General features: G+C 41.1%; 16 protein-coding genes, 3 tRNA genes and 1 other RNA gene. 16 read left to right on the forward strand and 4 right to left on the reverse strand.

Going from position 1 to position 23,850, the window contains the following annotated elements; all coding sequences use genetic code 11:
- Positions 1–205: 205 nt before the first annotated feature.
- The 7 genes from parC to G7Y32_RS03005 all read left to right on the forward strand — a co-directional run bounded on the left by parC (position 206) and on the right by G7Y32_RS03005 (position 6,749).
- Positions 206–2,665, forward strand: a complete 2,460-nt coding sequence (parC, locus tag G7Y32_RS02975; RefSeq protein WP_165210402.1) for a DNA topoisomerase IV subunit A — start codon at positions 206–208, stop codon at positions 2,663–2,665.
- Between the two features lie 486 nt (positions 2,666–3,151).
- Entirely contained in the window at positions 3,152–4,174 is a 1,023-nt protein-coding gene (locus tag G7Y32_RS02980; protein ID WP_165210405.1) for a branched-chain amino acid aminotransferase, read from the forward strand.
- 168 nt (positions 4,175–4,342) lie between these two features.
- Positions 4,343–4,573 carry a DUF2969 domain-containing protein gene (locus G7Y32_RS02985; protein WP_165210408.1) on the forward strand — a complete coding sequence of 77 codons (231 nt, stop codon included), beginning with the start codon at positions 4,343–4,345 and terminating at the stop codon, positions 4,571–4,573.
- Between the two features lie 51 nt (positions 4,574–4,624).
- Positions 4,625–4,705: transfer RNA gene (locus G7Y32_RS02990), tRNA-Tyr, on the forward strand.
- Positions 4,706–4,860: 155 nt separating this feature from the next.
- Positions 4,861–4,932 (forward strand) — tRNA-Gln (locus tag G7Y32_RS02995).
- Between the two features lie 115 nt (positions 4,933–5,047).
- Positions 5,048–6,244, forward strand: a complete 1,197-nt coding sequence (gene rpsA / locus G7Y32_RS03000; RefSeq protein ID WP_165210411.1) for a 30S ribosomal protein S1 — start codon at positions 5,048–5,050, stop codon at positions 6,242–6,244.
- Positions 6,245–6,677: 433 nt separating this feature from the next.
- Positions 6,678–6,749: transfer RNA gene (locus tag G7Y32_RS03005), tRNA-Arg, on the forward strand.
- A gap of 72 nt (positions 6,750–6,821) precedes the next feature.
- Here G7Y32_RS03005 and G7Y32_RS03010 read toward each other — a convergent pair.
- Positions 6,822–7,424, reverse strand: a complete 603-nt coding sequence (locus G7Y32_RS03010) for a TVP38/TMEM64 family protein (protein ID WP_165210414.1) — start codon at positions 7,422–7,424, stop codon at positions 6,822–6,824.
- Positions 7,425–7,499: 75 nt separating this feature from the next.
- Here G7Y32_RS03010 and ssrA point away from each other — a divergent pair.
- Positions 7,500–7,848, forward strand: a transfer-messenger RNA (tmRNA) gene (gene ssrA, locus G7Y32_RS03015).
- 40 nt (positions 7,849–7,888) lie between these two features.
- Positions 7,889–8,530, forward strand: coding sequence for a DUF3862 domain-containing protein (locus G7Y32_RS03020; RefSeq protein WP_165210561.1), 642 nt, complete (start codon positions 7,889–7,891; stop codon positions 8,528–8,530).
- A gap of 50 nt (positions 8,531–8,580) precedes the next feature.
- Here the strand turns inward: G7Y32_RS03020 and G7Y32_RS03025 are convergent, their stop codons facing one another.
- The 3 genes from G7Y32_RS03025 to G7Y32_RS03035 are packed head-to-tail and all read right to left on the reverse strand — an operon-like array spanning position 8,581 to position 10,464.
- Positions 8,581–9,366, reverse strand: a complete 786-nt coding sequence (locus tag G7Y32_RS03025) for a hypothetical protein (RefSeq protein WP_165210417.1) — start codon at positions 9,364–9,366, stop codon at positions 8,581–8,583.
- A gap of 9 nt (positions 9,367–9,375) precedes the next feature.
- On the reverse strand, positions 9,376–10,074 hold the full coding sequence (locus G7Y32_RS03030) for an ABC transporter ATP-binding protein (protein WP_165210420.1): 699 nt from the start codon (positions 10,072–10,074) through the stop codon (positions 9,376–9,378).
- Positions 10,075–10,089: 15 nt separating this feature from the next.
- Positions 10,090–10,464, reverse strand: a complete 375-nt coding sequence (locus G7Y32_RS03035) for a GntR family transcriptional regulator (RefSeq protein ID WP_165210423.1) — start codon at positions 10,462–10,464, stop codon at positions 10,090–10,092.
- Positions 10,465–10,644: 180 nt separating this feature from the next.
- Here G7Y32_RS03035 and G7Y32_RS03040 point away from each other — a divergent pair, with 180 nt between their 5' ends.
- The 7 genes from G7Y32_RS03040 (at position 10,645) to G7Y32_RS03070 (ending at position 23,850) form a co-directional block, all read left to right on the forward strand.
- Entirely contained in the window at positions 10,645–13,749 is a 3,105-nt protein-coding gene (locus tag G7Y32_RS03040; protein ID WP_165210426.1) for a DNA polymerase III subunit alpha, read from the forward strand.
- Between the two features lie 81 nt (positions 13,750–13,830).
- Positions 13,831–14,844, forward strand: a complete 1,014-nt coding sequence (pfkA, locus tag G7Y32_RS03045; RefSeq protein ID WP_165210429.1) for a 6-phosphofructokinase — start codon at positions 13,831–13,833, stop codon at positions 14,842–14,844.
- Between the two features lie 74 nt (positions 14,845–14,918).
- Entirely contained in the window at positions 14,919–16,421 is a 1,503-nt protein-coding gene (pyk, locus tag G7Y32_RS03050) for a pyruvate kinase (RefSeq protein WP_165210432.1), read from the forward strand.
- Between the two features lie 510 nt (positions 16,422–16,931).
- Complete coding sequence (gene lepB, locus G7Y32_RS03055) at positions 16,932–17,492, forward strand: signal peptidase I (protein ID WP_165210435.1); 561 nt, start codon at positions 16,932–16,934, stop codon at positions 17,490–17,492.
- A 317-nt stretch (positions 17,493–17,809) separates the two neighbouring features.
- On the forward strand, positions 17,810–19,621 hold the full coding sequence (gene glmS, locus G7Y32_RS03060; RefSeq protein WP_165210438.1) for a glutamine--fructose-6-phosphate transaminase (isomerizing): 1,812 nt from the start codon (positions 17,810–17,812) through the stop codon (positions 19,619–19,621).
- A gap of 454 nt (positions 19,622–20,075) precedes the next feature.
- On the forward strand, positions 20,076–21,854 hold the full coding sequence (locus tag G7Y32_RS03065; protein ID WP_165210441.1) for a PTS mannitol transporter subunit IIBC: 1,779 nt from the start codon (positions 20,076–20,078) through the stop codon (positions 21,852–21,854).
- Between the two features lie 43 nt (positions 21,855–21,897).
- A complete protein-coding gene (locus tag G7Y32_RS03070) occupies positions 21,898–23,850 on the forward strand; it encodes a BglG family transcription antiterminator (protein WP_165210444.1) in 1,953 nt (650 codons plus the stop codon).

Below are 23,850 nucleotides of genomic sequence, written 5' to 3' on the forward strand. Positions count from 1 at the left end.
CATCAGCGGTCGCTAGCATCGCCACTTAAGAAAAGTGTCAAAAAGAAATTTTCTACGTACAATAAATAAGAAAGGAATGTTCAGCTAGCATCAACTGAACACGCCCTAAAGACTGTGTCAAAAAGATAAATCGTCTAGAAAATCTTGATTTTCTGCCGATTTCCTGTTTTGACTTTGTCTTTTTTACGGGCTTTGTATCTTAATTATGTCTAACATTCAAAACATGTCCCTTGAGGACATTATGGGAGAGCGCTTTGGCCGCTACTCCAAATATATCATTCAAGAGCGGGCTTTACCTGATATCCGTGATGGTTTGAAGCCAGTACAGCGTCGTATCCTTTATTCCATGAATAAGGACGGGAATACTCATGATAAGGGTTATCGTAAGTCTGCCAAGTCAGTCGGTAATATCATGGGGAATTTTCACCCGCATGGGGATTCATCGATTTATGATGCCATGGTGCGGATGTCGCAGGACTGGAAGAATCGTGAGATCCTCGTAGAAATGCACGGGAATAACGGTTCTATGGACGGTGATCCACCGGCTGCTATGCGGTATACAGAGGCTCGCCTGTCGGAAATTGCAGGATATCTCCTTCACGATATTGACAAAGATACAGTGCCTTGGGCCTGGAACTTTGATGATACGGAAAAAGAACCGACAGTCCTGCCTGCTGCCTTTCCCAACCTTTTGGTTAATGGAGCAACTGGTATTTCGGCTGGTTATGCGACCGATATTCCACCCCACAATCTAGCTGAGGTCATTGATGCAGTTATCTATATGATTGACCATCCTAAGGCTACGGTTGATAAGCTCATGGAATTCATGCCTGGACCAGACCTACCGACAGGCGCCATTATCCAAGGAGCTGACGAAATCCGTAAAGCTTATGAAACTGGTAAAGGGCGTGTGGTTGTGCGTTCGCGTACAGAGATTGAGCCTCTCAAAGGTGGTAAGGAACAAATTATTGTTACCGAGATTCCTTATGATGTCAACAAGGCCCTGCTGGTCAAGAAAATTGATGAGGTTCGTATCAACAATAAAGTACCTGGCATCGCTGAGGTACGGGACGAATCTGATCGTGATGGTTTGCGCATTGCCATTGAACTTAAGAAGGATGCGGACAGTCAAGCGATTCTTAACTACCTGCTTAAATACACCGACTTACAAATCAATTATAACTTTAACATGGTGGCCATCGATAATTTCACGCCAAGGCAAGTTGGGATTATTCCAATCCTGACTAGTTATATTGCCCACCGGCGGGATATTATCGTGGCCCGCTCTAAATTCGATAAGAAGAAGGCCGAAAAGCGTCTCCATATTGTAGAAGGACTGATTAGGGTACTCTCTATTTTGGATGAAGTGATTGCCTTAATTCGGGCTTCGGAAAACAAGGCGGATGCTAAGGAAAACCTTAAGGTCTCTTATGACTTTACCGAGGAGCAAGCCGAAGCTATTGTGACCTTGCAGCTCTACCGTCTGACCAATACTGACATCGTCACTTTGGAAGAGGAGGATGCAGCTCTGCGGGAGCAAATTGCTACCCTCAAAGCCATCATCGGCGATGAACGCACCATGTATAATCTCATGAAACGTGAACTCCGTGAGGTTAAAAAGAAATTTGGTAACCCTCGTCGTTCAGAACTGCAGGCTCAAGCACAAGCGATTGAAATTGATACAGCCAGCCTGATTGTCGAAGAAGACACCTATGTCAGCTTAACTCGCAGCGGCTATGTCAAACGAACCAGCCCGCGTTCCTACAATGCGTCTACACCTGAAGAACTAGGCAAGCGGGATGACGATCAAGTTGTCATCATTGCACCGGCTAAGACAACCCAGCACCTGCTGATTTTTACCAATCTCGGCAATGTCATCTACCGACCGATTCATGAACTGACTGATATTCGTTGGAAAGATATTGGTGAGCATCTTTCACAAACGGTAACAAATTTTGCGACCGATGAAGAGGTACTCTATGCCGAAATCATTGATGACTTTATCCCTGAAACTTACTTTGCAGTGACTAAGCAAGGGCAAATTAAGCGAGTGGATCGGACTGAATTTCAGCCATGGCGGAGTTATAAAACTAAATCGGTTAAGTATGCCAAACTTAAAGGTGAAGAAGATCAGATTGTTACTATTGCTCCAATCAAGTTGGATCAGGTCATGATAATTACTGAAAAAGGCTATGCCCTACACTTTTCTATTGAAGAGGTGCCTGTTGTTGGTGCTAAAGCAGCAGGAGTCAAAGCTATCAACCTTAAAGATGGTGATACCGTTAAGTCAGCTTTTATTGCCAACACTAAATCCTTCTTTATTCTGACTCAACGCGGCAGTCTCAAGCGGATGGCAATGGATGATATTCCATTAGCCAAGCGGGCAGGGCGTGGCCTGCAAGTTCTCAGAGAACTCAAGTCAAAACCGCATCGCATCTTCCTAGCAGGACCGGTCCTGTCAGATGCCAATACCCAAGACCTTGACCTCTTCAGTACAGAAGTCCAAGAATCTAATGACCAACAGATTTTGGAAGTCATGTCTAAGACTGGTAAGATTGAACAAGTCAACTTGGTTGACCTAGGTCTATCTGAGCGTACCAGCAACGGTAGTTTCATTTCAGATACCATCTCAGATGAAGAAGTCTATAAAGCAGAAGTGAAATAGCTCCATTTTAAGAAATTAGACGATTCCATCGTCTGATTTCTTTTGTTTTAGAGGATAATTAAAAGAATATTATCAAGAACAGTTCACGTTAAATAAGAAAAGTAACATGAAAATTCTATAGTTTTTACACTTATCTGCTTATCGATACTTTTGCTATTTTTGCTATTATGATGGTAAAAATTTATGGGCCCTTAATTTTGAAATTTAATCACACAGATGTAACGGTAAAAGAGCCTTATATTACTGATTGATGGTTTAAAAAATCATCAGGAATTGATTGAGAAAAGATAAGCATTGTAATGTGTCAAACTTTGATTATCCTTGGAAAAGTTTGTCAGTAGCCAATAATAAAAAAATGAACTGTTTGAAAATGAGCAACTCTTCCTATTAACCAAATTTTCTGAATTTTTCCACAAAAACCTTGAAAAAGCAACTAAAAAGGACTACAATAAAATCATATTACCTGTTAGAAAGAGGGATTGATTTATGACAGTTGATTTAGATTGGGAAAACTTGGGGTTTGAGTATCACAAACTCCCTTATCGCTACCTTTCTTATTATAAGGATGGTAAATGGGACGAAGGCAAATTGACAGAAGACGCGACTTTGCATATTTCTGAAAGCTCTCCAGCTCTGCACTATGGCCAACAAGCTTTTGAAGGATTGAAAGCCTATCGCACCAAAGATGGTTCAGTTCAACTTTTTCGTCCTGACCAAAATGCGGCTCGCCTGCAACGAACAGCTGACCGCCTCTTGATGCCACAAGTACCGACTGATAAGTTCATTGATGCTTGTAAGCAGGTCGTTAAGGCTAATGAAGACTATGTGCCGCCTTATGGTACAGGAGCAACCCTTTATCTGCGTCCTCTCTTGATTGGAGTCGGTGATGTTATCGGAGTGCATCCAGCTGATGAATATATTTTCACAGTATTCGCTATGCCAGTTGGTAACTACTTCAAGGGTGGCTTACAGCCAACTAACTTCTTGATTCAAGACGACTATGACCGAGCTGCTCCTCATGGTACAGGTGCTGCTAAGGTTGGTGGTAACTATGCGGCCAGTCTTATGCCGGGTGACATTGCCCACAATACAGGCTTCTCGGATGTCATCTATCTGGACCCTGCTACCCACACGAAGATTGAAGAAGTGGGTTCAGCAAACTTCTTCGGTATCAGTAAGGATGATGAGTTTATAACGCCGCTCAGCCCATCGATCCTGCCGTCTATCACTAAATACTCCTTGCTTTATTTGGCAGAACATAATCTTGGTCTCAAGCCTGTTCAAGGTGATGTCTTTATTGATGATTTGGATCGCTTCAAAGAAGCCGGTGCTTGCGGTACTGCAGCAGTTATCTCCCCAATTGGTGGTGTTCAACACGGTGATAATTTCCATGTCTTTTACAGTGAAACAGAAGTAGGACCTATCACCCGTAAGCTTTACGATCTCTTGACTGGTATTCAATTTGGTGATGTCGAAGGTCCAGAAGGCTGGATTTATAAGGTCGATTAAACGTTTATATACCTAATCAACTTCCTGAAAGTTTAGTTTCAGGGAGTTTTTTTGGTTAAATCGAAATGAAAAACTACTAGTTAAAAATAAATAGCATTTCACCTTGCATGCCATCATGATTTTTTGTAAAATTAAAAGGAAATTTAATCAAAATAAGGAAGTTAAACCATGGCAAAAAAAGATAAAAAAATTGAAATCCAGTTAGCGGATGCTCAAGTCCTTGTTTCAGGCAAGCGGTTGGCCGGCTACGAACTGACCATTGGGAAACGTACCGTCGGTCAAATCGTAGAAGTAGATGGTCAGTTTACGACTGTTGAAAAAGAAGGACTCAAAGATTCCTACAAAACCTTAGATCAGGCAATAGAATCAATCATTGAAAGTTACAACCTAAATCACTAAAAACTGTTGACATTAAGGGTTCCTTTATGTTAGAATGAACCCTAGTTGCATGGAAGGGTAGCGAAGAGGCTAAACGCGGCGGACTGTAAATCCGCTCCTTCGGGTTCGGGGGTTCGAATCCCTCCCCTTCCATACTCAGGATACAAAGACCGTTTAAAAATCCGTACGAAATAGGAAGCTGACGAAGCGTTAGATATAACGCTAGGAAGTTTATCTTTTTCACTAGGGTTTTAGGTCGTGTTCAACTTGGTTCTCTAATTTGTCCTGAGTATTAAGTTATTTGCTTTTGGGGTATAGCCAAGCGGTAAGGCAAGGGACTTTGACTCCCTCATGCGTTGGTTCGAATCCAGCTACCCCAGTCTGAGGTTATGAGGCTAGTCCTTAAACCGTTAAGTTATCCTTGCGGGTTGCCTTAAGAAAATATAGTGTTGTCGAGAGCTGGCCAGTTCAGTTCTTGCTGGAGGTTTTTTTAGAATGAATGAATTTGAAGATTTGCTAAACAGTGTTAGCGAAGTTAACCCTGGTGACGTTGTCACTGCTGAAGTTTTGACAGTTGATAATGATCAAGCAAACGTAATTATAGAAGGTACTGGTATTGAAGGTGTCTTGACTCTTCGTGAATTGACTAACGATCGTGAAGCTGACATTAATGACTTTGTTAAATCTGGTGATAAGATTGAAGTTCTTGTTCTTCGTCAAGTTGTTGGTAAAGACACAGATACTGTTACTTATCTTGTCTCTAAAAAACGCTTAGAAGCACGTAAAGCTTGGGATAAACTTGTCGGTCGTGAAGGTGAAGTTGTAACGGTTAAAGGAACTCGTGCCGTTAAAGGTGGACTGTCAGTAGAATTTGAAGGACTTCGTGGATTTATCCCTGCTTCTATGCTTGATACGCGTTTTGTTCGTAATACAGAACAATTTGTTGGTCAAGATATCGAAGCTAAAATCAAAGAAGTTGATCCAGCTGAAAATCGTTTTATTCTTTCGCGGCGTGAAGTTGTGGAAGAAAAGAATGCAGCAGCTCGTCAAGAAATCTTCTCTAAACTTGAAGTTGGTTCAGTTGTTCAAGGTAAAGTGGCTCGTTTAACTAGCTTCGGAGCTTTTGTTGACCTTGGCGGTGTTGATGGACTTGTTCACGTGACTGAGCTGTCTCATGAACGTAATGTATCACCTAAGTCAGTTGTTTCTGTTGGCGACGAAATTGATGTTAAAGTTCTTGCTATTGATGAAGAGGCAGGGCGTATCTCACTCTCATTGAAGGCTACAACCCCTGGACCATGGGATGGTGTTGAACAAAAATTAGCTGCTGGCGATGTTATCGATGGCAAGGTTAAGCGTTTGACTGATTTTGGTGCTTTTGTTGAAGTTCTCCCTGGTATTGATGGACTTGTTCACATTTCACAAATTTCTCACAAACGTGTTGAAAATCCAAAAGATGTCCTTTCAGTAGGTCAAGAAGTTCAAGTAAAAGTTTTGTCAGTTGATGCTGATGCAGAGCGTGTATCATTGTCAATCAAAGCTCTTCAAGAACGTCCTGCTGATGCAGAAGGCCAAGGAGAAAAACGTCAATCACGTCCACGTCGTCAAAAACGTGAAAGACGCGATTACGAATTGCCAGAAACCCAAACAGGTTTCTCAATGGCAGATCTCTTTGGAGATATTGAATTGTAAGATAAAGCAGCCTACAGGCTGTTTTTTTGTGGTCACAAGCAATATATTAGAAAAATCTTGTTTTGAGCAGACAGCGATTTGTACAGCAGAAACAGTAGGCTCTTTTTGGTATTTCAAAGAGTTTGAGTCTGGTAAACTTATCAAGTTCCTAGAGTCATTCTTGTTCCACAAGTAGTGAAAAATATTAGTATGAGAAAATTACTGAGAATCATAAGGGGACGCAAAATGCGACCAACGAGCTGGTCGCGTTCATTAAAAATTAGATCAACCACTATCCCAAGAAACTACTCGGTTACAGATCTCTTCAGATGATTTTTGTGGCTGGCTAACTTCGACTTAAATTTTGCCACTTACTTTGAGAATAACACCTATCTAAAATCTTATTATTTCCTATAGCAAAATCTTTTTGAACATGGTATAATACTATCTGTTGCCACTCTTAGTGTAATGGATATCACGTAAGATTCCGGTTCTTGAGATGGGGGTTCGATTCCCTCAGAGTGGAAAGAAAGAGGCTGAGACAAAAGTTCTCAGCCTTATTTATTTGGTCAATTTTATTTTTGCTCAGTTTCTATGACTATTTCTTAGTAAAGCCGAAAAGGTAATAGGCCCATTTACCACCAAGTTCCCAAATCAGATTATAACCGACAACAGAAATGGGTTTGGTCCAAATCATAATCATGGTGAATTTTTTCAAGGACATATTGGTCAGACCAGTGACCATGACCATGAGATCAGCTGGAGAGACAGGAGAGACCATACAGAAGATAAAGAAACGTTCATAACCGGGGCTTTCCAGCTTGGCCTCATACTTCTTAAAGGTCTCCTCTTTAACGAAAAGAAGAATAAATTTACGGCCAAAATTTTGAACCAAAATAAAAAGAATGATACTGCCAATGATAATACCGATAGAATTATAAAGCAGACCTTGCCAGAAACCAAAGACAGCAAAACCAACAATAGTCGTGACTCCACCGGGAATGATGGGTAAAACCACTTGAATAATTTGAATAAGCGTAAAAATCAGAGGGGAGAGTATCTTGTATTGAGCAACCCAGGTTTTAAAGCGCTCAAAATCACTCAGTGTTCCATCTTTAAAGAGCCAAATAACTAGAATAGCACTGACAATTAAGACTAGCCAGCCTAACCATTGAATGGCTTTCTTGAAAAATTCATACATGGTTTGATTATACCCTAATTCACTTATTTTTGCTATTTCTAACTGGATTTGTTATAATGGCTCAAGTAATGTTTAGGGGTCGTTACGGATTCGACAGGCATTATGAGGCTTGTTTTGCAACCCATCGGCAGATGTTAAAATGCCAGTTAAATATAACTGCAAAAAATACAAATTCTTACGCAGTAGCTGCCTAAACACCAGCCTGTGTGACTAATAACAGATTGCTTGTGTTTGTTTATTAGTCTTAAAATCAGCAAGCTACATTAGGTTGCAGTCAGGTCAGCCTAAAAGAGATTTACTGACTCGCAAGACTTGGGCTTGAGTTATGTGTCGAGGTCTTGTTAAATTAATACATAACCTATGGTTGTAGACGAATAAGTTAGCAGGTGTTTGGACGTGGGTTCGACTCCCACCGGCTCCATAGAAAATTTCTAATTTTCGGATAAAAGGAAGGGTTTTTTATGATGAAAAAAGTCATTACAGGTCTCATGAGTCTCCTGGCGATTACAGTTTTAGTGGCTTGCCATAAGTCAAGCAATGATGATAACTCAACGTCATCATCTTCTTTATCTCTATCATCTTCCACGCTACAGAGCTCTGATAACCATGATAATGTTCGAAAAAACTTTGATAAGGTAAGTTTGGGTAAGGCTGATAATGATTTTTCTGGGGGTACGAATTTAGCTCAGTTGAAACAATATTTCGGTGAGCCTAAAGCTCATAAGCAAGAAAAGCCTTCATCGGGGAATATCACTTTAGAAGTTTATACTTGGAATATTGGTAGTATTACTGTTGAAGTCAAGCTCTTTAACGATAGTACGCTGGTTCGTTCGATTAAAGGCTATTCTTATCATCGCTCTGCTAATTTTTCAGTTAAGGATTATCAAAATCTGAAGACTGGTTATGCCTACTCGGATATGGTAGCGAAATATGGGGCTCCCGACAGTCTATCAGAGGCAGCATCCTCAGATAAGACTGAATTACAGGCAGTCTGGTCTAGTAACCTCAAGCTCGCCAAAGGGCAAAAAGATGGTCAGATGATTCTGAACTTCACTAATGGTAAATTGACTGATAAGGAACAAACCGGCCTAGGTACGGCTAAATAAGTTATAAAAAAGACCTCTGCGAGGTCTTTTTTATGGGAGTTATATGGGAGTTATTGGATATCAACTTTATTTTTAATAATATAATGGCTGGTTAGATACCAAACAAGAGCGAGAGCAGCATCAATGATACTACCAACAATCAGCCGCGTATTGTAATCTGTAAGAATATCTTTACTACCAGTTGCGAGTTGAAGAAAACTACTGATAAACGTCAAGATACCCTCAATGACAAAGTAGCAGACAAAGGCCATCAAAACTCGATGGTTGCGGAAGAGCTGGCCAACAGTGATAGACGCATATATCAAGAGGATATTAGAGATCCAGCTGATGATAGCGCTGACTAAGGAGAGTAGAACGCCACTTCTGATAGTTGCAACGGTGGCATTTGGAGAGGCCGATTTAAAAAATCTATAAAAAGCTGAAGTATCCTGATGATTAACAAAACTGTAGATTAGTCCTAGGGAAAGAACAATCACTATACAATTCCCAATGGTTAGAGTTATGGCAACCAAGAGTTTTGAAGAAATCAGTTGACTTTCCTTAACGGGTAAGGTCAAAGTGAGATAACCTTCTCGGCCAAAGAGATTACTGTAGAAGCGTCTAATGATTAAAATCAAGGTTGCAATTAATTGACCGACAATCAAGCAGGCAAAGGCTAAGATGACCAAGATAAAGATTAGAGCCAGAAAACCGCCGCTTTCAAAAAGATCATAGTGATGGCTAATATAGGAAGCATAGAAGCTCAAAACCAAACTGGCAAGCAAAATTAAGCCATTTAGGGCTAGATACCAGTGACCGATAGCCTTAAATTCATATTTAACTAATTTACCAAACATGGGGACCTCCTAATTCTGAAACATTTCTCTAAAGAGAGCATCGATAGATTTTCCGTGTTCAAAGCGAATATCATCACTATTACCTTCAAGAATAACCTTACCCTCTTTTAGGAAGATCACATCATCCAGTATTTGTTCAACATCGGTAATCAAGTGGGTGGAAATGATTACTGATGCCTCCTCTGAATAATTGTTGATAATAGTACGCAGAATATAGTCGCGCGCTGCGGGATCAACTCCGCCGATTGGTTCATCTAACACATAAAGTTTAGCTTGACGACTCATGACTAAGATGAGTTGAACCTTTTCTTTAGTTCCTTTAGATAAGTTTTTGATCCTTTCTTTAGTATCAATGCTTAAATCTTTGAGCAGAGCTTGAGCTTTATTAACATCAAAGTCTTGGTAGAAGTCTTGAAAAAGGTTCACAGCTTGATTTACGGTCATAGTTTCATTGAGATAGCTGGTGTCTGGAAGATAGGAAACGATTTTTTTACTGTTGACAGATGGATGGAAACCATCGACAACTATTTCACCACTGGACTGCTTTAAAAGACCATTGATAAGTTTAATTAAGGTTGTTTTACCGGATCCATTAGGACCGAGCAGACCAACAATTTTTCCGCTAGAAACTGTTAAACTCACATCATCTAGGGCTGCTTGCTTGCCATAAGATTTTGAAACATGATGGATTTGTAATAATTTCTCCATGCTTACGCTCTCTTTCTAATTTACTGAATTCTGTTTAAGATAATTGTCAATTTCTGCTAAAATTTCTCGGTCAGAAAAACCGATATTTTCCATATTTAACATGAAATTAGCAATTTCATCTTGAGCTAATTCTGCGCGCTTTTCTTCAATTAAACTAGCATCTTCAGTTACAAAGCGTCCCGCAGTTCGCCGTGAGAAGACCATTCCTTCCCGTTCTAACTCGGTAAAAGCTCGTTGCATGGTATTGGGATTGACTCCAGCTTCTTGGGCGTAATCGCGAACGGTCGGCAATTGTTCACCCTGCTTCATTTCCTGGCTAACGATTTTGATTTTAATATTTTTTGCAATTTGCAAATAGATTGGTGATTTTTCATCAAAGGTCCAAGCCATAGTATCTCCCTTCTAAATTTAATAATTGTCATAGATAAATGATACAGTATTTTTATTAAAAATTCAAGCTGAAAGATCCTTTAATAGCCTATAATTGGCTGTTTTTAAGGCTTTAAGTAGGATAAATGATGCGTTTCATAGTATAATAGTAGCAAGTTAAAACGAAAGAAAGGACTACCAATGTTTGCCCCCTTAGATACTAAGACAGTATATAGTTTTATGGATAGTCTGATCGATCTTAAGTCTTATGTGCAAAAGGCTAAAGACTTGGGTTATAGTCATGTTGGTATTGCGGATAAGGACAATCTCTATGCAGCCTATCACTTTGCTGTAGAGGCAAAAAAAGAGGGTTTGCAGCCTGTTCTGGGCATCGAGCTAACCTTCCATCAGGATGATGAAATCTTCAGTGTGCTCCTGCTCGCTCTCAATACCCAAGGTTATAAAAATCTTCTCAAACTTTCTACGCTAAAAATGAGTGATGGGCTAATCTTAGAAGATTTATCAAATTATCAGCAGGGGTTGGCTATCCTAGTCCCTTATTTTGCTGGTCTTGAGAACCTGCAACTGCCGTTTGATTACTATATTGGAGTTTCTTTGGATAGTCCTCAGCAGGTTTACTCCAAACCTATTTTACCCTTACAGACGGTTCGTTATTTTTCTGAAGAAGAGCGAGAAAGTTTGCAGGTCCTTCATGCCATTTCGGACAATCTCCCTTTGAAAGATGTTCATCCGCCCAAGGCTCATCAGCAGCTTTATCCCCGGATTGAGATGGAGCAGCTTTTTCAAGAACGTTTTCCAGAGTCTTTGGAAAATTTGGAGCGAGTTTTAAATTCGGTTTCTTATCAGTTTGACCATGAACTAAAATTACCTCGCTTTAATCGCGATAAAGAGGCTGTAGTCGAGTTGCGAGAGCGAGCAGAAGCAGGACTCAAAGAAAAAGGGCTCTTTAATACCGCTTACCAAGAGCGTCTGGATAAGGAATTAGGGATTATCCATAAGATGGGTTTTGATGACTACTTTCTGATTGTTTGGGACCTTTTGCGGTTTGGTCGTTCTCGTCACTATTATATGGGTATGGGCCGGGGCTCAGCTGCAGGAAGCTTGGTAGCCTTTGCTCTTGACATTACAGGCATTGATCCTATTAAAAACAATCTGCTCTTTGAACGCTTTTTGAATGAAGAACGTTATTCCATGCCAGATATTGATATCGACCTTCCTGATGTTTATCGGACTGAGTTTCTCCGCTATGTCAGAGATCGCTACGGTAGTCGTCATTCAGCTCAGATTGTAACCTTTTCAACCTTTGGTGCTAAGCAGGCTATTCGAGATGTTTTCAAGCGCTTTGGAGCAGCTGAATATGAACTGACTAACATCACCCGCAAAATTAGTTTTCGCGATGATCTGAGTTCTGCTTACGAAAAGAATATGTCTTTTCGGCAGATTATTAACAGCAAGCTGGAATATCAAAAAGCTTTCACCATTGCAAAGAGGATTGAGGGGCTGCCCCGTCAGACCTCCATTCATGCAGCTGGTATTGTCATGAGTGATGATGACTTGACTGACCATATTCCGCTCAAGGCTGGCGAAGATATGATGATTACCCAGTATGATGCAGGAGCAGTTGAAGCTAACGGCCTTTTGAAAATGGACTTCCTAGGCCTGCGTAATCTAACCTTCGTTCAACGAATGGCCGAAAAATTAGCAGAAGAACAAGGTGTTCAGCTGGATATCAAGAGCATTGATTTGGAAGATCCTGATACCCTAGCCCTCTTTGCTGCTGGCAAGACCAAGGGAATCTTTCAGTTTGAACAAGCTGGGGCCATCAATCTCTTGAAACGAATCAAGCCAGCCAAGTTTGAAGAAATCGTTGCTACGACAAGTCTTAATCGACCTGGAGCTAGTGATTATACTGAGAACTTTATCAATCGTAAATATGGTAAAGAAGCAGTTGACCTGATCGATCCCTTGGTCGCTCCTATTTTAGAAGGGACTTACGGCATTATGCTTTATCAGGAGCAGGTCATGCAGATTGCTCAAGTGTTCGCTGGTTTCACATTGGGAAAGGCTGATCTTTTACGGCGAGCTATGTCCAAGAAAAACCAAGCAGAAATGCAGAAGATGGAAGCAGACTTTCTGCAAGGAGCTAAGGATTTGGGGCGCAATCCGTCCACTGCTAAGGAGCTTTTTGAGCGGATGGCCAAGTTCGCAGGCTATGGTTTTAATCGCAGCCATGCTTTCGCCTATTCGGCTCTAGCCTTCCAATTAGCTTATTTTAAGGCTCATTATCCTTCTATTTTTTATGATGTCATGCTCAACTATTCCAGCGCTGACTACATCACGGATGCTCTGCAAACTGATTTTACAGTTGGTACCCTATCCATTAATACGGTTCCCTATAGAGATAAGATTTCGGATGGCATCATTTACATGGGTTTAAAGAATCTCAAGGGATTTCCTAGAGAACTAGCCTATTGGATTATTGAGCAGCGTCCTTTTAAGTCAATCGAAGATTTTTTGACTCGTCTGTCAGAAAACTATCAGAAGGTAGACTACATCCTCCCTTTAATTCAGATTGGTCTCTTTGACCAATTCGAACCTAATCGCCGTAAAATCGAAGAAAATTTAGAGTCTCTCTTCACCTTTGTTCATGAGCTGGGCAGTCTCTTTGCGGAATCTTCTTACAATTGGGTTCAGGCCGAAGATTATACAGCCAGTCAAAAGTACAATTTAGAAGTCGCTCTTTTAGGCGTTGGTATTAGTCCCCATCCGCTAGTCTCCTTAGCAAAAGATTTGAAGGGAAGTTACAGTCCATTTGAAGAATTGATTGCGAATAGTCAAACCAAGGTTTTAGGACAAATTGAATCGGTGCGCGTGATTCGCACGAAATCCAAAGGAGAGCAGATGGCCTTTGTCAGTCTAACAGACACCAAGCAAAAATTGGACGTGACTGTTTTCCCCGAGGCTTATAGACAATGGAAGGCTTATCTTAAAGAAGGAGAAATCTATTATATAACTGGACGAGTCCAAGAGAGGGACGGCCATTTACAGTTGGTTCTCCAGTCTTTGGAACCGGTGAGCCAAGAGAAGTTTTGGATTCAGCTGGCTGACCATGCCCATGATCAAGAGATAGCCCAGATTTTACAAGCCTACCCAGGTTCTATTCCAGTCGTCCTCCACTATCAGGATACGAACCAAACCATGCAGAGTCAGCAGCTCTTTGTAGCCAAGTCAGAAAAACTTCAAAAAGAGCTGACAAACTTTGTCATGAAAACGATTTATCATTAAAAAAATTCCGAAAAAAGAGCATTTTAAAAACGAATGTGCTATAATTAAAGGGTTAAAAATAATAAAGGAGTAACAGGTATAATGAAACGTATTGCTGTTTTAACCAGTGGTGGTGACGCCCCTGGAATGAACGCTGCCATTCGTGCTGTCGTTCGTAAAGCAATTGCCGAAGATATGGAAGTTTTCGGAATTAACCGTGGTTATGCTGGTATGGTTGAAGGAGACATCTTCCAATTTGATAGTCAAGCTGTCTCAAATATCATCAACCGTGGTGGTACCTTCCTTCAGTCAGCCCGCTATCCAGAATTTGCCACTCTTGAAGGGCAACTGAAAGGTATTGAACAACTTAAGAAACACGGCATTGAAGGTGTTGTTGTTGTTGGTGGTGATGGTTCTTATCATGGTGCCATGCGTTTAACAGAACACGGCTTCCCAGCAGTCGGTCTTCCAGGTACTATCGATAATGATATTGTCGGTACTGATTACACAATTGGTTTTGACACAGCGGTCACAACAGCGACAGAAGCTTTAGATAAGCTTCGCGATACTGCCTATAGTCATGGGCGAACATTTGTCGTAGAAGTAATGGGGCGTAATGCTGGTGATATTGCCCTTTGGTCTGGTATTGCAGCAGGTGCTGATCAAATTATTGTTCCAGAAGAAGACTACGATATCAAGGATGTTGTTGCCAAGGTTAAATCTGGCTACGAAAATGGTAAACAACGCCACATTATTGTTCTGGCCGAAGGCGTTATGAGTGCTCAAGAATTTGCTGCTAAGATGAAAGAAGCAGGGGATACTAGTGATCTTCGTGCAACGAGTCTTGGGCATGTCGTTCGCGGTGGTGCTCCAACAGCCCGTGACCGTATCCTTGCTTCTTGGATGGGCGCTCACGCTGTTGAATTGCTTAAAGAGGGTCGCGGCGGACTTGCCGTTGGTATCCACAATGAGGAATTGGTAGAAAGTCCAATCCTTGGAACAGCAGAAGAAGGGGCTTTATTTAGCTTGACTGAAGATGGTAAAATTATCGTCAACAACCCACACAAAGCTCGTCTTGATTTCGCTGATTTAGCCCGTGACTTGACGACCTACTAATCAGCCCAACAATTATTAAATCTAGTTAATCCTATCCCAAAAGGGATGTAAAATAGAGGGAGTTCATATTTATCATGAATAAACGCGTAAAAATCGTTGCAACACTTGGTCCTGCGGTAGAGATCCGTGGTGGTAAAAAATTTGGTGATGATGGTTATTGGAGTGAAAGCCTTGATCATGAAGCATCAGCAAAAAACATCGCTGGTTTAATCGAAGAAGGTGCTAATGTTTTCCGCTTCAACTTCTCACATGGTGACCACGCAGAACAAGGGGAACGTATGGAAGTTGTCCGTAAGGCAGAAGAAATCGCTGGTCAAAAAGTTGGTTTCTTGTTGGATACAAAAGGGCCTGAAATCCGTACAGAATTGTTTGCAGATGACGCTAAAGAATACTCTTATAAAACTGGTGACAAGCTTCGTGTCGCAACGAAACAAGGGATTCAATCTACAAAAGATGTGATTGCCTTGAATGTTGCCGGCGCACTTGATATCTTTGATGATGTTGAAATTGGTAAGCAAATCCTTGTTGACGACGGTAAACTTGGTCTTCGTGTTGTTGGTAAAGATGCTGCGACTCGTGAGTTTGAAGTTGAAGTTGAAAATGATGGTATCATTGCTAAACAAAAGGGTGTGAATATCCCTTATACCAAGATTCCTTTCCCAGCTTTAGCAGAACGTGATAATGCTGATATTCGCTTTGGTTTGGAACAAGGTCTTAACTTCATCGCTATTTCATTTGTCCGTACGGCTAAAGACGTTAACGAAGTTCGAGCTATCTGTGAAGAAACAGGTAATGGACATGTGAAATTGTTAGCTAAAATCGAAAATCAACAAGGAATTGATAATATCGATGAAATCATTGATGCTGCGGACGGTATCATGATTGCGCGTGGTGATATGGGTATTGAAGTCCCATTTGAAATGGTTCCAGTTTACCAAAAGATGATCATTACTAAAGTTAACGCTGCTGGTAAAATTGCTATCACAGCCACCAACATGCTTGAAACAATGACTGATAAGCCACGTGCAACACGTTCAGAAGTATCTGACGTCTTCAATGCCGTTATCGACGGTACTGATGGTACAATGTTGTCTGGTGAGTCTGCAAATGGTAAGTACCCACGCGAATCAGTTCGTACTATGGCTACCGTTGATAAGAACGCTCAAACGCTTCTCAGTGAATACGGCCGGTTGGATTCTTCTAAATTTGAACGTTCAACCAAGACAGAAGTGGTGGCATCAGCTGTTAAAGATGCTACTAACTCTATGAACATCAAATTGGTCGTAACCATTACAGAGTCTGGAAATACTGCTCGTCTGATTTCTAAGTATCGTCCGGAAGCTGATATTTTGGCTGTTACTTTTGATGAGATTACTCAAAAATCACTTATGCTTAACTGGGGTGTCATCCCAGTCGTAACTGATAAACCTGCATCTACTGATGACATGTTTGAAGTTGCTGAACGTGAAGCAGTGAAATCTGGCTTGGTTGAATCAGGTGATGACATCGTTATCGTTGCTGGTGTTCCTGTTGGTTCAGGTGGTACCAACACTATGCGTGTTCGCACTGTGAAATAAGCTATTGAAAAGCTCTATGAAAGCTATCACAGAAATGTGGTGGCTTTTTTGACTGCTTGTCTCTGGAAGTTTGGACAGTAAGGAAGAGTTTCTGCGGAAAATAAACGAGATTTCAAATTTAGAATATATTATGAGCCACATGAAAAAAGGTAATTCCTAACATTGAAATTTCTTCATAAATAACAGCAACGTCAGTCAGATCCTAGATCTATGGGGCTACATTACTTTTGTGAGATGGCAGTGAGTCTAAGATATCTTGTATGAGTGTATATCTCATCAGCCTTGGCATGTTACCCCTGTTGATAAATTCGAGATCGAGAATACTATGCAATTTCTCCACGGTGATGCTAGCAGCTAGGAAAAAATACCGTTACAAATACCTAATTTAGTCCTCTAAGTCAAGGTGATCCTGTCATGTTTCTGTTGTTTTCTGATAGGGATTTGTTAAGTCGCTGGCCTTTTCTAATCAATAAAGAAATGTTATAATGTAGGTCACTGGAAGGAGTTTCTATGGTTAGACGTGATCTTATAAGAAACATTATTATTTTTTTAGTCCTCATATTAGCATTTATCTTACTGCGTATCTTTTTGTTTTCAACAGTTAGGATAACATCCGATACAGAAAATCATTATCTTAAAAAGGGCGATTTAGTGACAGTCGTTCACAAGCGCATCCCTACATATAAGGATTTTGTCGTCTATAAGGTTGACAGTAAGGAATATATTGGCCGGATTGTTGCCAAATCTAATCAAACAGTGACTTCCATGGATGATGTTCTCTATGTTGATAATAAGGTAAAAAATGAAACCTACCTAAAAAAAGAAAAGGACGCCTTTCTCAAGAAGGCTCAACCAGGTCAATACTTTACGGAAGATTTTACAGCTCAGACGATTGGTAAGAGTGATAAGGTCACTAAGGTTCCAAAAAATTCCTACTTGATTCTAAATGACGAGCGTCAAAATAAAAATGATAGCCGTAAGTTCGGATTCATTTCCAAAAAGCAAATCAAGGGAGTCGTTTCCTTCAGGCTTTGGCCTCTGAGTAAATTCGGTTTTGTAACTGTGGAGTAGCTTTGCTACTCTTTTTTGTCGCAGATAGATCGTTTCGTGCAATCTCCTCTAGCTAGCAAGGAAATGCCATTCTCAAATATTATCTTGCTTGGGAAGAGAAACTGAATCCCGATTAGCAAAAAACTGAGCTAGGGACTGTGGCTTCTTAGGCAGTAAGTTGAGATGTTTAGGGCTAATTGAACTATACCAATTTTTCTCTTGACAAAGTGAAAACATTTAAATATACTGTATTTATCGTGATTGGTTTCAAGAATAGACTAGACCAATTTAAAGCGAAATAGAAAAAGGAGAGGTAGCTTAGCTACCGATTAAAAAGTATGTGTGGAATTGTCGGTGTTGTCGGAAATCCAGAGGCAACTGATATTTTAATTCAAGGTTTGGAAAAATTGGAATACCGTGGCTATGATTCAGCCGGTATTTATGTGACGGATGGTCAATCAAGTCATCTGATTAAGGCTGTCGGGCGGATTGCTGAATTGGCAGCTAAAGTTGGCAATATAAAAGGAACTGCTGGCGTTGGTCATACGCGCTGGGCAACCCATGGACCGGCAAGCGAGGTCAATGCTCACCCTCATCAATCACAAACAGGACGTTTCACCTTGGTGCATAACGGTGTGATTGAAAACTATCTTGATATTAAAAATACCTATCTTGCTGACCATGATTTCAAGGGGCAGACAGATACAGAAATTGCGGTGCATCTGATTGGTAAATTTGTCGAAGAAGATGGCCTCGATGTTTTATCTGCCTTCAAGAAAGCTCTTTCTATTATTGAAGGATCTTATGCCTTCGCCTTCATGGATGCTAATGATAGCGAAACGATCTATGTTGCCAAGAATAAATCACCGCTTTTGATCGGCTTGGGTGATGGCTACAATATGGTTTGTTCCGATGCCATGGCTATGATTCGCGAAACTAACCAGTTCATGGAAATTCATGATAAAGAGCTGGTTGTTGTTAAAGCTGACAGTGTTCAAGTGCAGGACTATGATGGCAATGTGCAAGAACGTTCTAGCTACACAGCAGAGTTAGACTTATCTGATATTGGTAAGGGAACCTATCCTTTCTATATGCTGAAAGAAATTGATGAACAGCCAACCGTTATGCGCAAGCTTATCAATACTTATGCAGATAGTCAAGGTAAAATGACGGTTGATCCTGCCATTGTTAAATCTGTTCAAGAGGCTGATCGTATTTATATCTTGGCAGCCGGAACCTCTTATAACGCTGGTTTTGCTGCCAAATCAATGTTTGAACAGTTGACGGATACGCCAGTTGAGCTTGGCGTTGCTTCTGAATGGGGCTATAATATGCCCCTTTTGAGCAAGAAACCTATGTTCGTTCTTCTCAGCCAATCTGGTGAAACGGCTGACAGCCGTCAGGTCTTGGTTAAGGCCAATGCCATGGGAATTCCAAGTTTGACTGTAACGAATGTTCCAGGTTCTACCTTATCGCGTGAAGCAACTTATACGATGCTCCTTCATGCTGGTCCAGAAATTGCTGTTGCTTCTACTAAGGCCTATACGGCTCAAATTGCAGCTCTTGCCTTCTTGGCTAAGGCTGTCGGTGAAGCCAATGGTAAGCAAGAAGCTCTTGACTTTGATTTAGTTCATGAATTATCCATCGTAGCTCAATCCATCGAATCAACCTTATCTGAAAAAGATGTCATCGCTAAGAAGGTTGAAAAGCTCTTGCCAACCAGCCGCAACGCTTTTTACATCGGTCGCGGTACTGATTATTTCGTGGCTATGGAAGCTTCCCTCAAGCTCAAAGAAATCTCTTATATCCAATGTGAAGGTTTTGCGGCTGGTGAGCTTAAACACGGGACAATTTCTTTGATTGAAGAAGGAGTACCAGTTCTAGCTCTTATCTCTTCCAGTCCTAAAGTAGCTGCCCACACTCGTGGTAATATCCAAGAAGTGGCAGCCCGTGGTGCCAGTGTATTGACTGTTGTCGAAGAAGATCTGGCAACAGATGCTGATGATATTATTGTCAATAAGGTCCACCCTTATTTAGCTCCAATCTCTATGGTTATCCCAACTCAACTGATTGCTTACTTTGCTTCCTTGCAGCGCGGATTGGATGTTGATAAACCGCGTAACTTGGCCAAAGCTGTTACCGTAGAATAGCAAGAGAAGGCGATAAGAAAAGGACTGGGTGGCTAGAAACAGGCCTAAGTGATGATTTCCAGCGACTGCCTAGGCTTTCTGATTATATTGAACAGAGAAGAGAGCATAAAGCTTTTGTTACTGATGCTTAAAGGAAAAAGCTCATGTGACAGCTTCAACGGTTGACTCGTCTATACTTATTTTAAAAATCAAGCTTAAGAAGTTTTTCTTAGGCTTTTTGAATGGCTTGAGTTGATGTCTCCAATAAGCCGAGCAGCTTTGTCAAAGATTTGTCTTTGTGGCAAAGATTTTTTGCCAAAGTTTGAGTGTTTTGGCAAAAAGAAAAGTCTTATAATAAAATCGTAGAAGATTGAAAGGAAACGAATAAGCTGCAGGAGAGAAAACACTCATCTCACTGGAGATTTTAATTTAGTTTCTAGTTTTCAATAATTCCATTTTAAAGGAGGATATCTTCATGTCTAACGGGAATTCATTGAAAGTCAGAATCCAGAAACTGGGGACTGCACTTTCAAATATGGTTATGCCAAATATTGGTGCCTTCATTGCCTGGGGGGTAGCAGCTTCGCTCTTCATTGCAACGGGTTACCTCCCTAATAAGGACCTAGATGCCAATGTTGTCGGTCCTATGCTAAAATACGTCCTGCCACTTCTGATTGGTTATACGGGTGGTTATAATGTTCATAAACAACGCGGTGGCGTTATCGGGGCTATTGCTTCTTTCGGTGCCATTGCCGGTTCAACCGTTACGATGTTCATCGGTGCTATGATTATGGGGCCTTTGTCCGCCTGGGTATTGAAGAAATTTGACGAAAAGGTTCAGCCAAAAATCAAAACTGGTTTTGAAATGCTGGTGAATAACTTCTCACTCGGTTTAATTGGTTTTGCCTTCATGGTTTTATCTTTCTTCATCATTGGCCCAATCGTAGCGCAATTGACCGAATGGGTTGGTATCGGTGTAGAAGCTATTGTCAAGGTTCATCTCCTGCCAATTGCGAACTTGATTATTGAACCAGCTAAGATTCTTTTCCTCAACAATGCTCTTAACCACGGTATCTTCACTCCACTTGGTACAGAACAGGTAGCTAAGGTTGGTAAGTCGGTTCTCTTCTTGCTGGAGGCAAATCCTGGACCAGGTCTCGGTGTGCTGATTGCCTATGCTGTCTTTGGTAAAGGTTCAGCGAAATCCTCTTCTTGGGGAGCTATGATTATCCACTTCTTTGGTGGTATCCATGAAATTTACTTCCCTTACGTTATGATGAAACCAGCTATGTTCTTAGCTGTTATTGCCGGTGGTTTGGCCGGAACTTTCACCTTCCAAACACTGGGAGCTGGATTGACAGCGCCTGCTTCGCCGGGTTCTATTATCGCTATTATGGGGATGGCGCCTAAAGGCTGGGGACCTCACTTGGTCGTTTTAGCCGGTGTCTTTGCGGCAGCTATAGTATCTTTCTTGGTAGCTTCCGTTATCTTGAAATCCGATAAGTCTGATGATGATTCCCTAGAAGCGGCTCAAGCGGCTACCCAAGCGGCTAAGGCAGAATCTAAAGGGGCAACTGCTCAGCCAATGGCTAACTCAGGCGATATTACAGCAGACAATATCCAACAAATTATCTTTGCCTGTGATGCTGGTATGGGAAGCTCAGCTATGGGGGCCTCAATCCTGCGTGATAAGGTTAAGAAATCCGGTTTGGATATTCCGGTAACTAACATGGCCATCTCTAACCTGACCGATAAAGATCATACCTTGATCGTTACTCAGGAAGAGTTAGCAGATCGGGCGGCTGAACGAACTCCTAGCAGTGTTCATGTTACCGTTGATAATTTCTTAGCAACACCTAAATATGATGAGATTGTTGGCCTTCTAGCTGGCGAAGCTACAGCTAATCAAACGGCAGCAGCTCCTCAAACAGAAGCAGAAGGACAGATTGCCGATGATTTAGATTTGAACTACATTGATGAGGTTGTTTTTGCCCATGGTAAGGCAGAAGGCTCAGCCACTATGGGACAAGCTACTCTGGAACTCATCTTTAAAAATCATGGTATTGGTATCCCGGTTTCTAAGGCAAGCAATGAAAATCTTAGCAACTTTAACGCCAAGAATATTTTGGTAGTGACGACAATTGCTAATCAATCGGCTGCTCAGACTCATGCTCCGCATGCGCAATACTTGGTTGTAGACAGTCTAGTAACGACACCGGAATATGATAAGATGGTTGCTCGGATGCATAAATAAGTCAAGATTTTTAAAGGCTGATTAAAAGTAGTACAATGGGCTTATGATATTGACAAAACGTGAAGAAAAACTAGTTAAGGCTTTCCTCGATGCAGGAAAGCTTTCCATAGGTGATATTCAAAAGGTTTTGAATGTGTCTCAAAGGACAGCCTATCGGACTATTTCAGACTTGACTGATAGCCTGAAAGCAGTAGGAATTCAGTTGAAAAAAGAGCAAAAAAAGTTTGCCCTATCAGGAGACCTTTCCAAATTAAGCTCTCTCTACAGTCAAGAAGATTATAGCCGCAGCGAACGCCTTAATCTGATTTGTTTAGCTCTATTGAGGGCCGATAAACCTTTGACCAACGCCTATTTTCAAGAAGAACTTATGGTTAGCAATGTCACTGTTATTCAAGATATCACTGATGTTGAAAATCGTCTCGCTGAATTCGATGTTCAGATGGAACGAAAGCAGGGCTACTTTTTGAGGCTGACGGCAGAGCAGCACCGCTATTTATTGGCTGTGCTCCTGACTCATCTGATCAGATCAGCCGATTTCAAAGCAGGTCAATTTGGTCAGTGGGCTAATAATCTAGAGGAACCGCTCAAAAAGGCTAAACAGGCTTTCCGTGAAGCCCAAGCCTTTATGCCAGAAATGGATCCTAAGTTATTGCAATTTTTCACTATCCTTCTGGCCCTTTCCAAGTATTTTGGACAACCTAAGGCTGTAACGCATGTCAGCAAGCAGTCTTTGGAACTAGCCCAGAAACTTTTTGCCACATATTCGAAATTGACAGCCCAAGCTTATGCTATTAATGATATCGTTTATTGGGCAGATCGATTCGATGAACTTTATATCAAACGTCAAGAAAATCCTCTCTATGTAGAAACGTTTGATAGTCAGTATTTTTATAATGTGACTAATTTGATTGATAAGGTCTCCTCTTTTACCAAGATTAACTTTGTTAAGGATAAGACCCTCTTTCATTTTCTCTTTCATCACTTACGCTTGAGTTTGGCTATCCCTCAGCTCTTTCCTGATCAGTCGGTCTCATCAACAGCACATCTGGTGGCTTATCAAAATGAGTTTCTCCATCGGATCATTCGGCTGGTGGTCAAAGATCTCTTTCCTGCCTATCTGCAAAATGAAGCTGAGTATGAATTGATAACACTCCACTTTGCTTCCAGCATTAGGCGGAGTCCGGATATCTATCCGATTCAGATTTTGCTGCTGACCAACCAGCGTCCCTTGGCTATCGAACTTCTGATTACTAGGATAAAGTCGATTGCGCCTTTTGTTCAGTCGGTTCAAGTCAAGCGCCTTGAGGAATTTGATGCCTCCTATTTGGAAACTTATGATTATGTTCTAGCGACTAGTCCCAATGAGTACGAAGGGGTTGATGTTATTTCGACCTATCCGAATACGGCAGAGATTTTGCGCCTGCAAGATCGTTTGCAGGCGGTTCAATTAGACCGCAATCAGCAAAGAGAACGCAATATTGAGCTGGTTGGCAAAACCGATTTACAGCTTTATTTAGAGGCAAATCGGGAGCTCTTGGATCGTTTTCAGTTAAGAACATTAGACAATGCGTCTTCTTTCGAAGAGACAGTAGCTGAAATTGTCCAAGATTTGCCTTTCATTTCAGATCGGGACTATTTGACAGAAAAACTGCTTAAGCGTTTTTCCCTAAGTCCCTTTGCCATTCCTGAAACCGGCTTGGCCTTGTTGCATACGCAGTCTCACGCAGTAGAAAAAAGTCAGTTCATGGTTTATCAATTAAAGCAGGGCGTTGAAGCTTTGTCAATGAACCATGAGAAGGAAGAAGTCAGTCGGATTTTGGTTATGCTGACGAAGGACAATAGTCAAGATGAAGTCAAAAAACTGATGTCGGCTATCGGCCAGTCCATTATTGAAAACCATCTCTATACTGAAATTTATAAAACTGGTAATCAGGAGATTATCTACCAATTATTAAATAAGATTTTTACAGAAACAATCAAAGATTTGGAGACTTAA

Origin of the sequence: Streptococcus tangpeifui (assembly GCF_011038795.1) — a bacterium.
Lineage (GTDB): Bacteria > Bacillota > Bacilli > Lactobacillales > Streptococcaceae > Streptococcus > Streptococcus tangpeifui.

Bases quoted from the DNA above. Each gene is read 5' to 3' on its own strand.
- parC (WP_165210402.1), top strand. From the start codon at position 206: ATGTCTAACATTCAAAACATGTCCCTTGAGGACATTATGGGAGAGCGC.
- G7Y32_RS02980 (WP_165210405.1), top strand. From the start codon at position 3,152: ATGACAGTTGATTTAGATTGGGAAAACTTGGGGTTTGAGTATCACAAA.
- G7Y32_RS02985 (WP_165210408.1), top strand. From the start codon at position 4,343: ATGGCAAAAAAAGATAAAAAAATTGAAATCCAGTTAGCGGATGCTCAA.
- rpsA (WP_165210411.1), top strand. From the start codon at position 5,048: ATGAATGAATTTGAAGATTTGCTAAACAGTGTTAGCGAAGTTAACCCT.
- G7Y32_RS03010 (WP_165210414.1), bottom strand. From the start codon at position 7,424: ATGTATGAATTTTTCAAGAAAGCCATTCAATGGTTAGGCTGGCTAGTC.
- G7Y32_RS03020 (WP_165210561.1), top strand. From the start codon at position 7,889: ATGAAAAAAGTCATTACAGGTCTCATGAGTCTCCTGGCGATTACAGTT.
- G7Y32_RS03025 (WP_165210417.1), bottom strand. From the start codon at position 9,366: ATGTTTGGTAAATTAGTTAAATATGAATTTAAGGCTATCGGTCACTGG.
- G7Y32_RS03030 (WP_165210420.1), bottom strand. From the start codon at position 10,074: ATGGAGAAATTATTACAAATCCATCATGTTTCAAAATCTTATGGCAAG.
- G7Y32_RS03035 (WP_165210423.1), bottom strand. From the start codon at position 10,464: ATGGCTTGGACCTTTGATGAAAAATCACCAATCTATTTGCAAATTGCA.
- G7Y32_RS03040 (WP_165210426.1), top strand. From the start codon at position 10,645: ATGTTTGCCCCCTTAGATACTAAGACAGTATATAGTTTTATGGATAGT.
- pfkA (WP_165210429.1), top strand. From the start codon at position 13,831: ATGAAACGTATTGCTGTTTTAACCAGTGGTGGTGACGCCCCTGGAATG.
- pyk (WP_165210432.1), top strand. From the start codon at position 14,919: ATGAATAAACGCGTAAAAATCGTTGCAACACTTGGTCCTGCGGTAGAG.
- lepB (WP_165210435.1), top strand. From the start codon at position 16,932: ATGGTTAGACGTGATCTTATAAGAAACATTATTATTTTTTTAGTCCTC.
- glmS (WP_165210438.1), top strand. From the start codon at position 17,810: ATGTGTGGAATTGTCGGTGTTGTCGGAAATCCAGAGGCAACTGATATT.
- G7Y32_RS03065 (WP_165210441.1), top strand. From the start codon at position 20,076: ATGTCTAACGGGAATTCATTGAAAGTCAGAATCCAGAAACTGGGGACT.
- G7Y32_RS03070 (WP_165210444.1), top strand. From the start codon at position 21,898: ATGATATTGACAAAACGTGAAGAAAAACTAGTTAAGGCTTTCCTCGAT.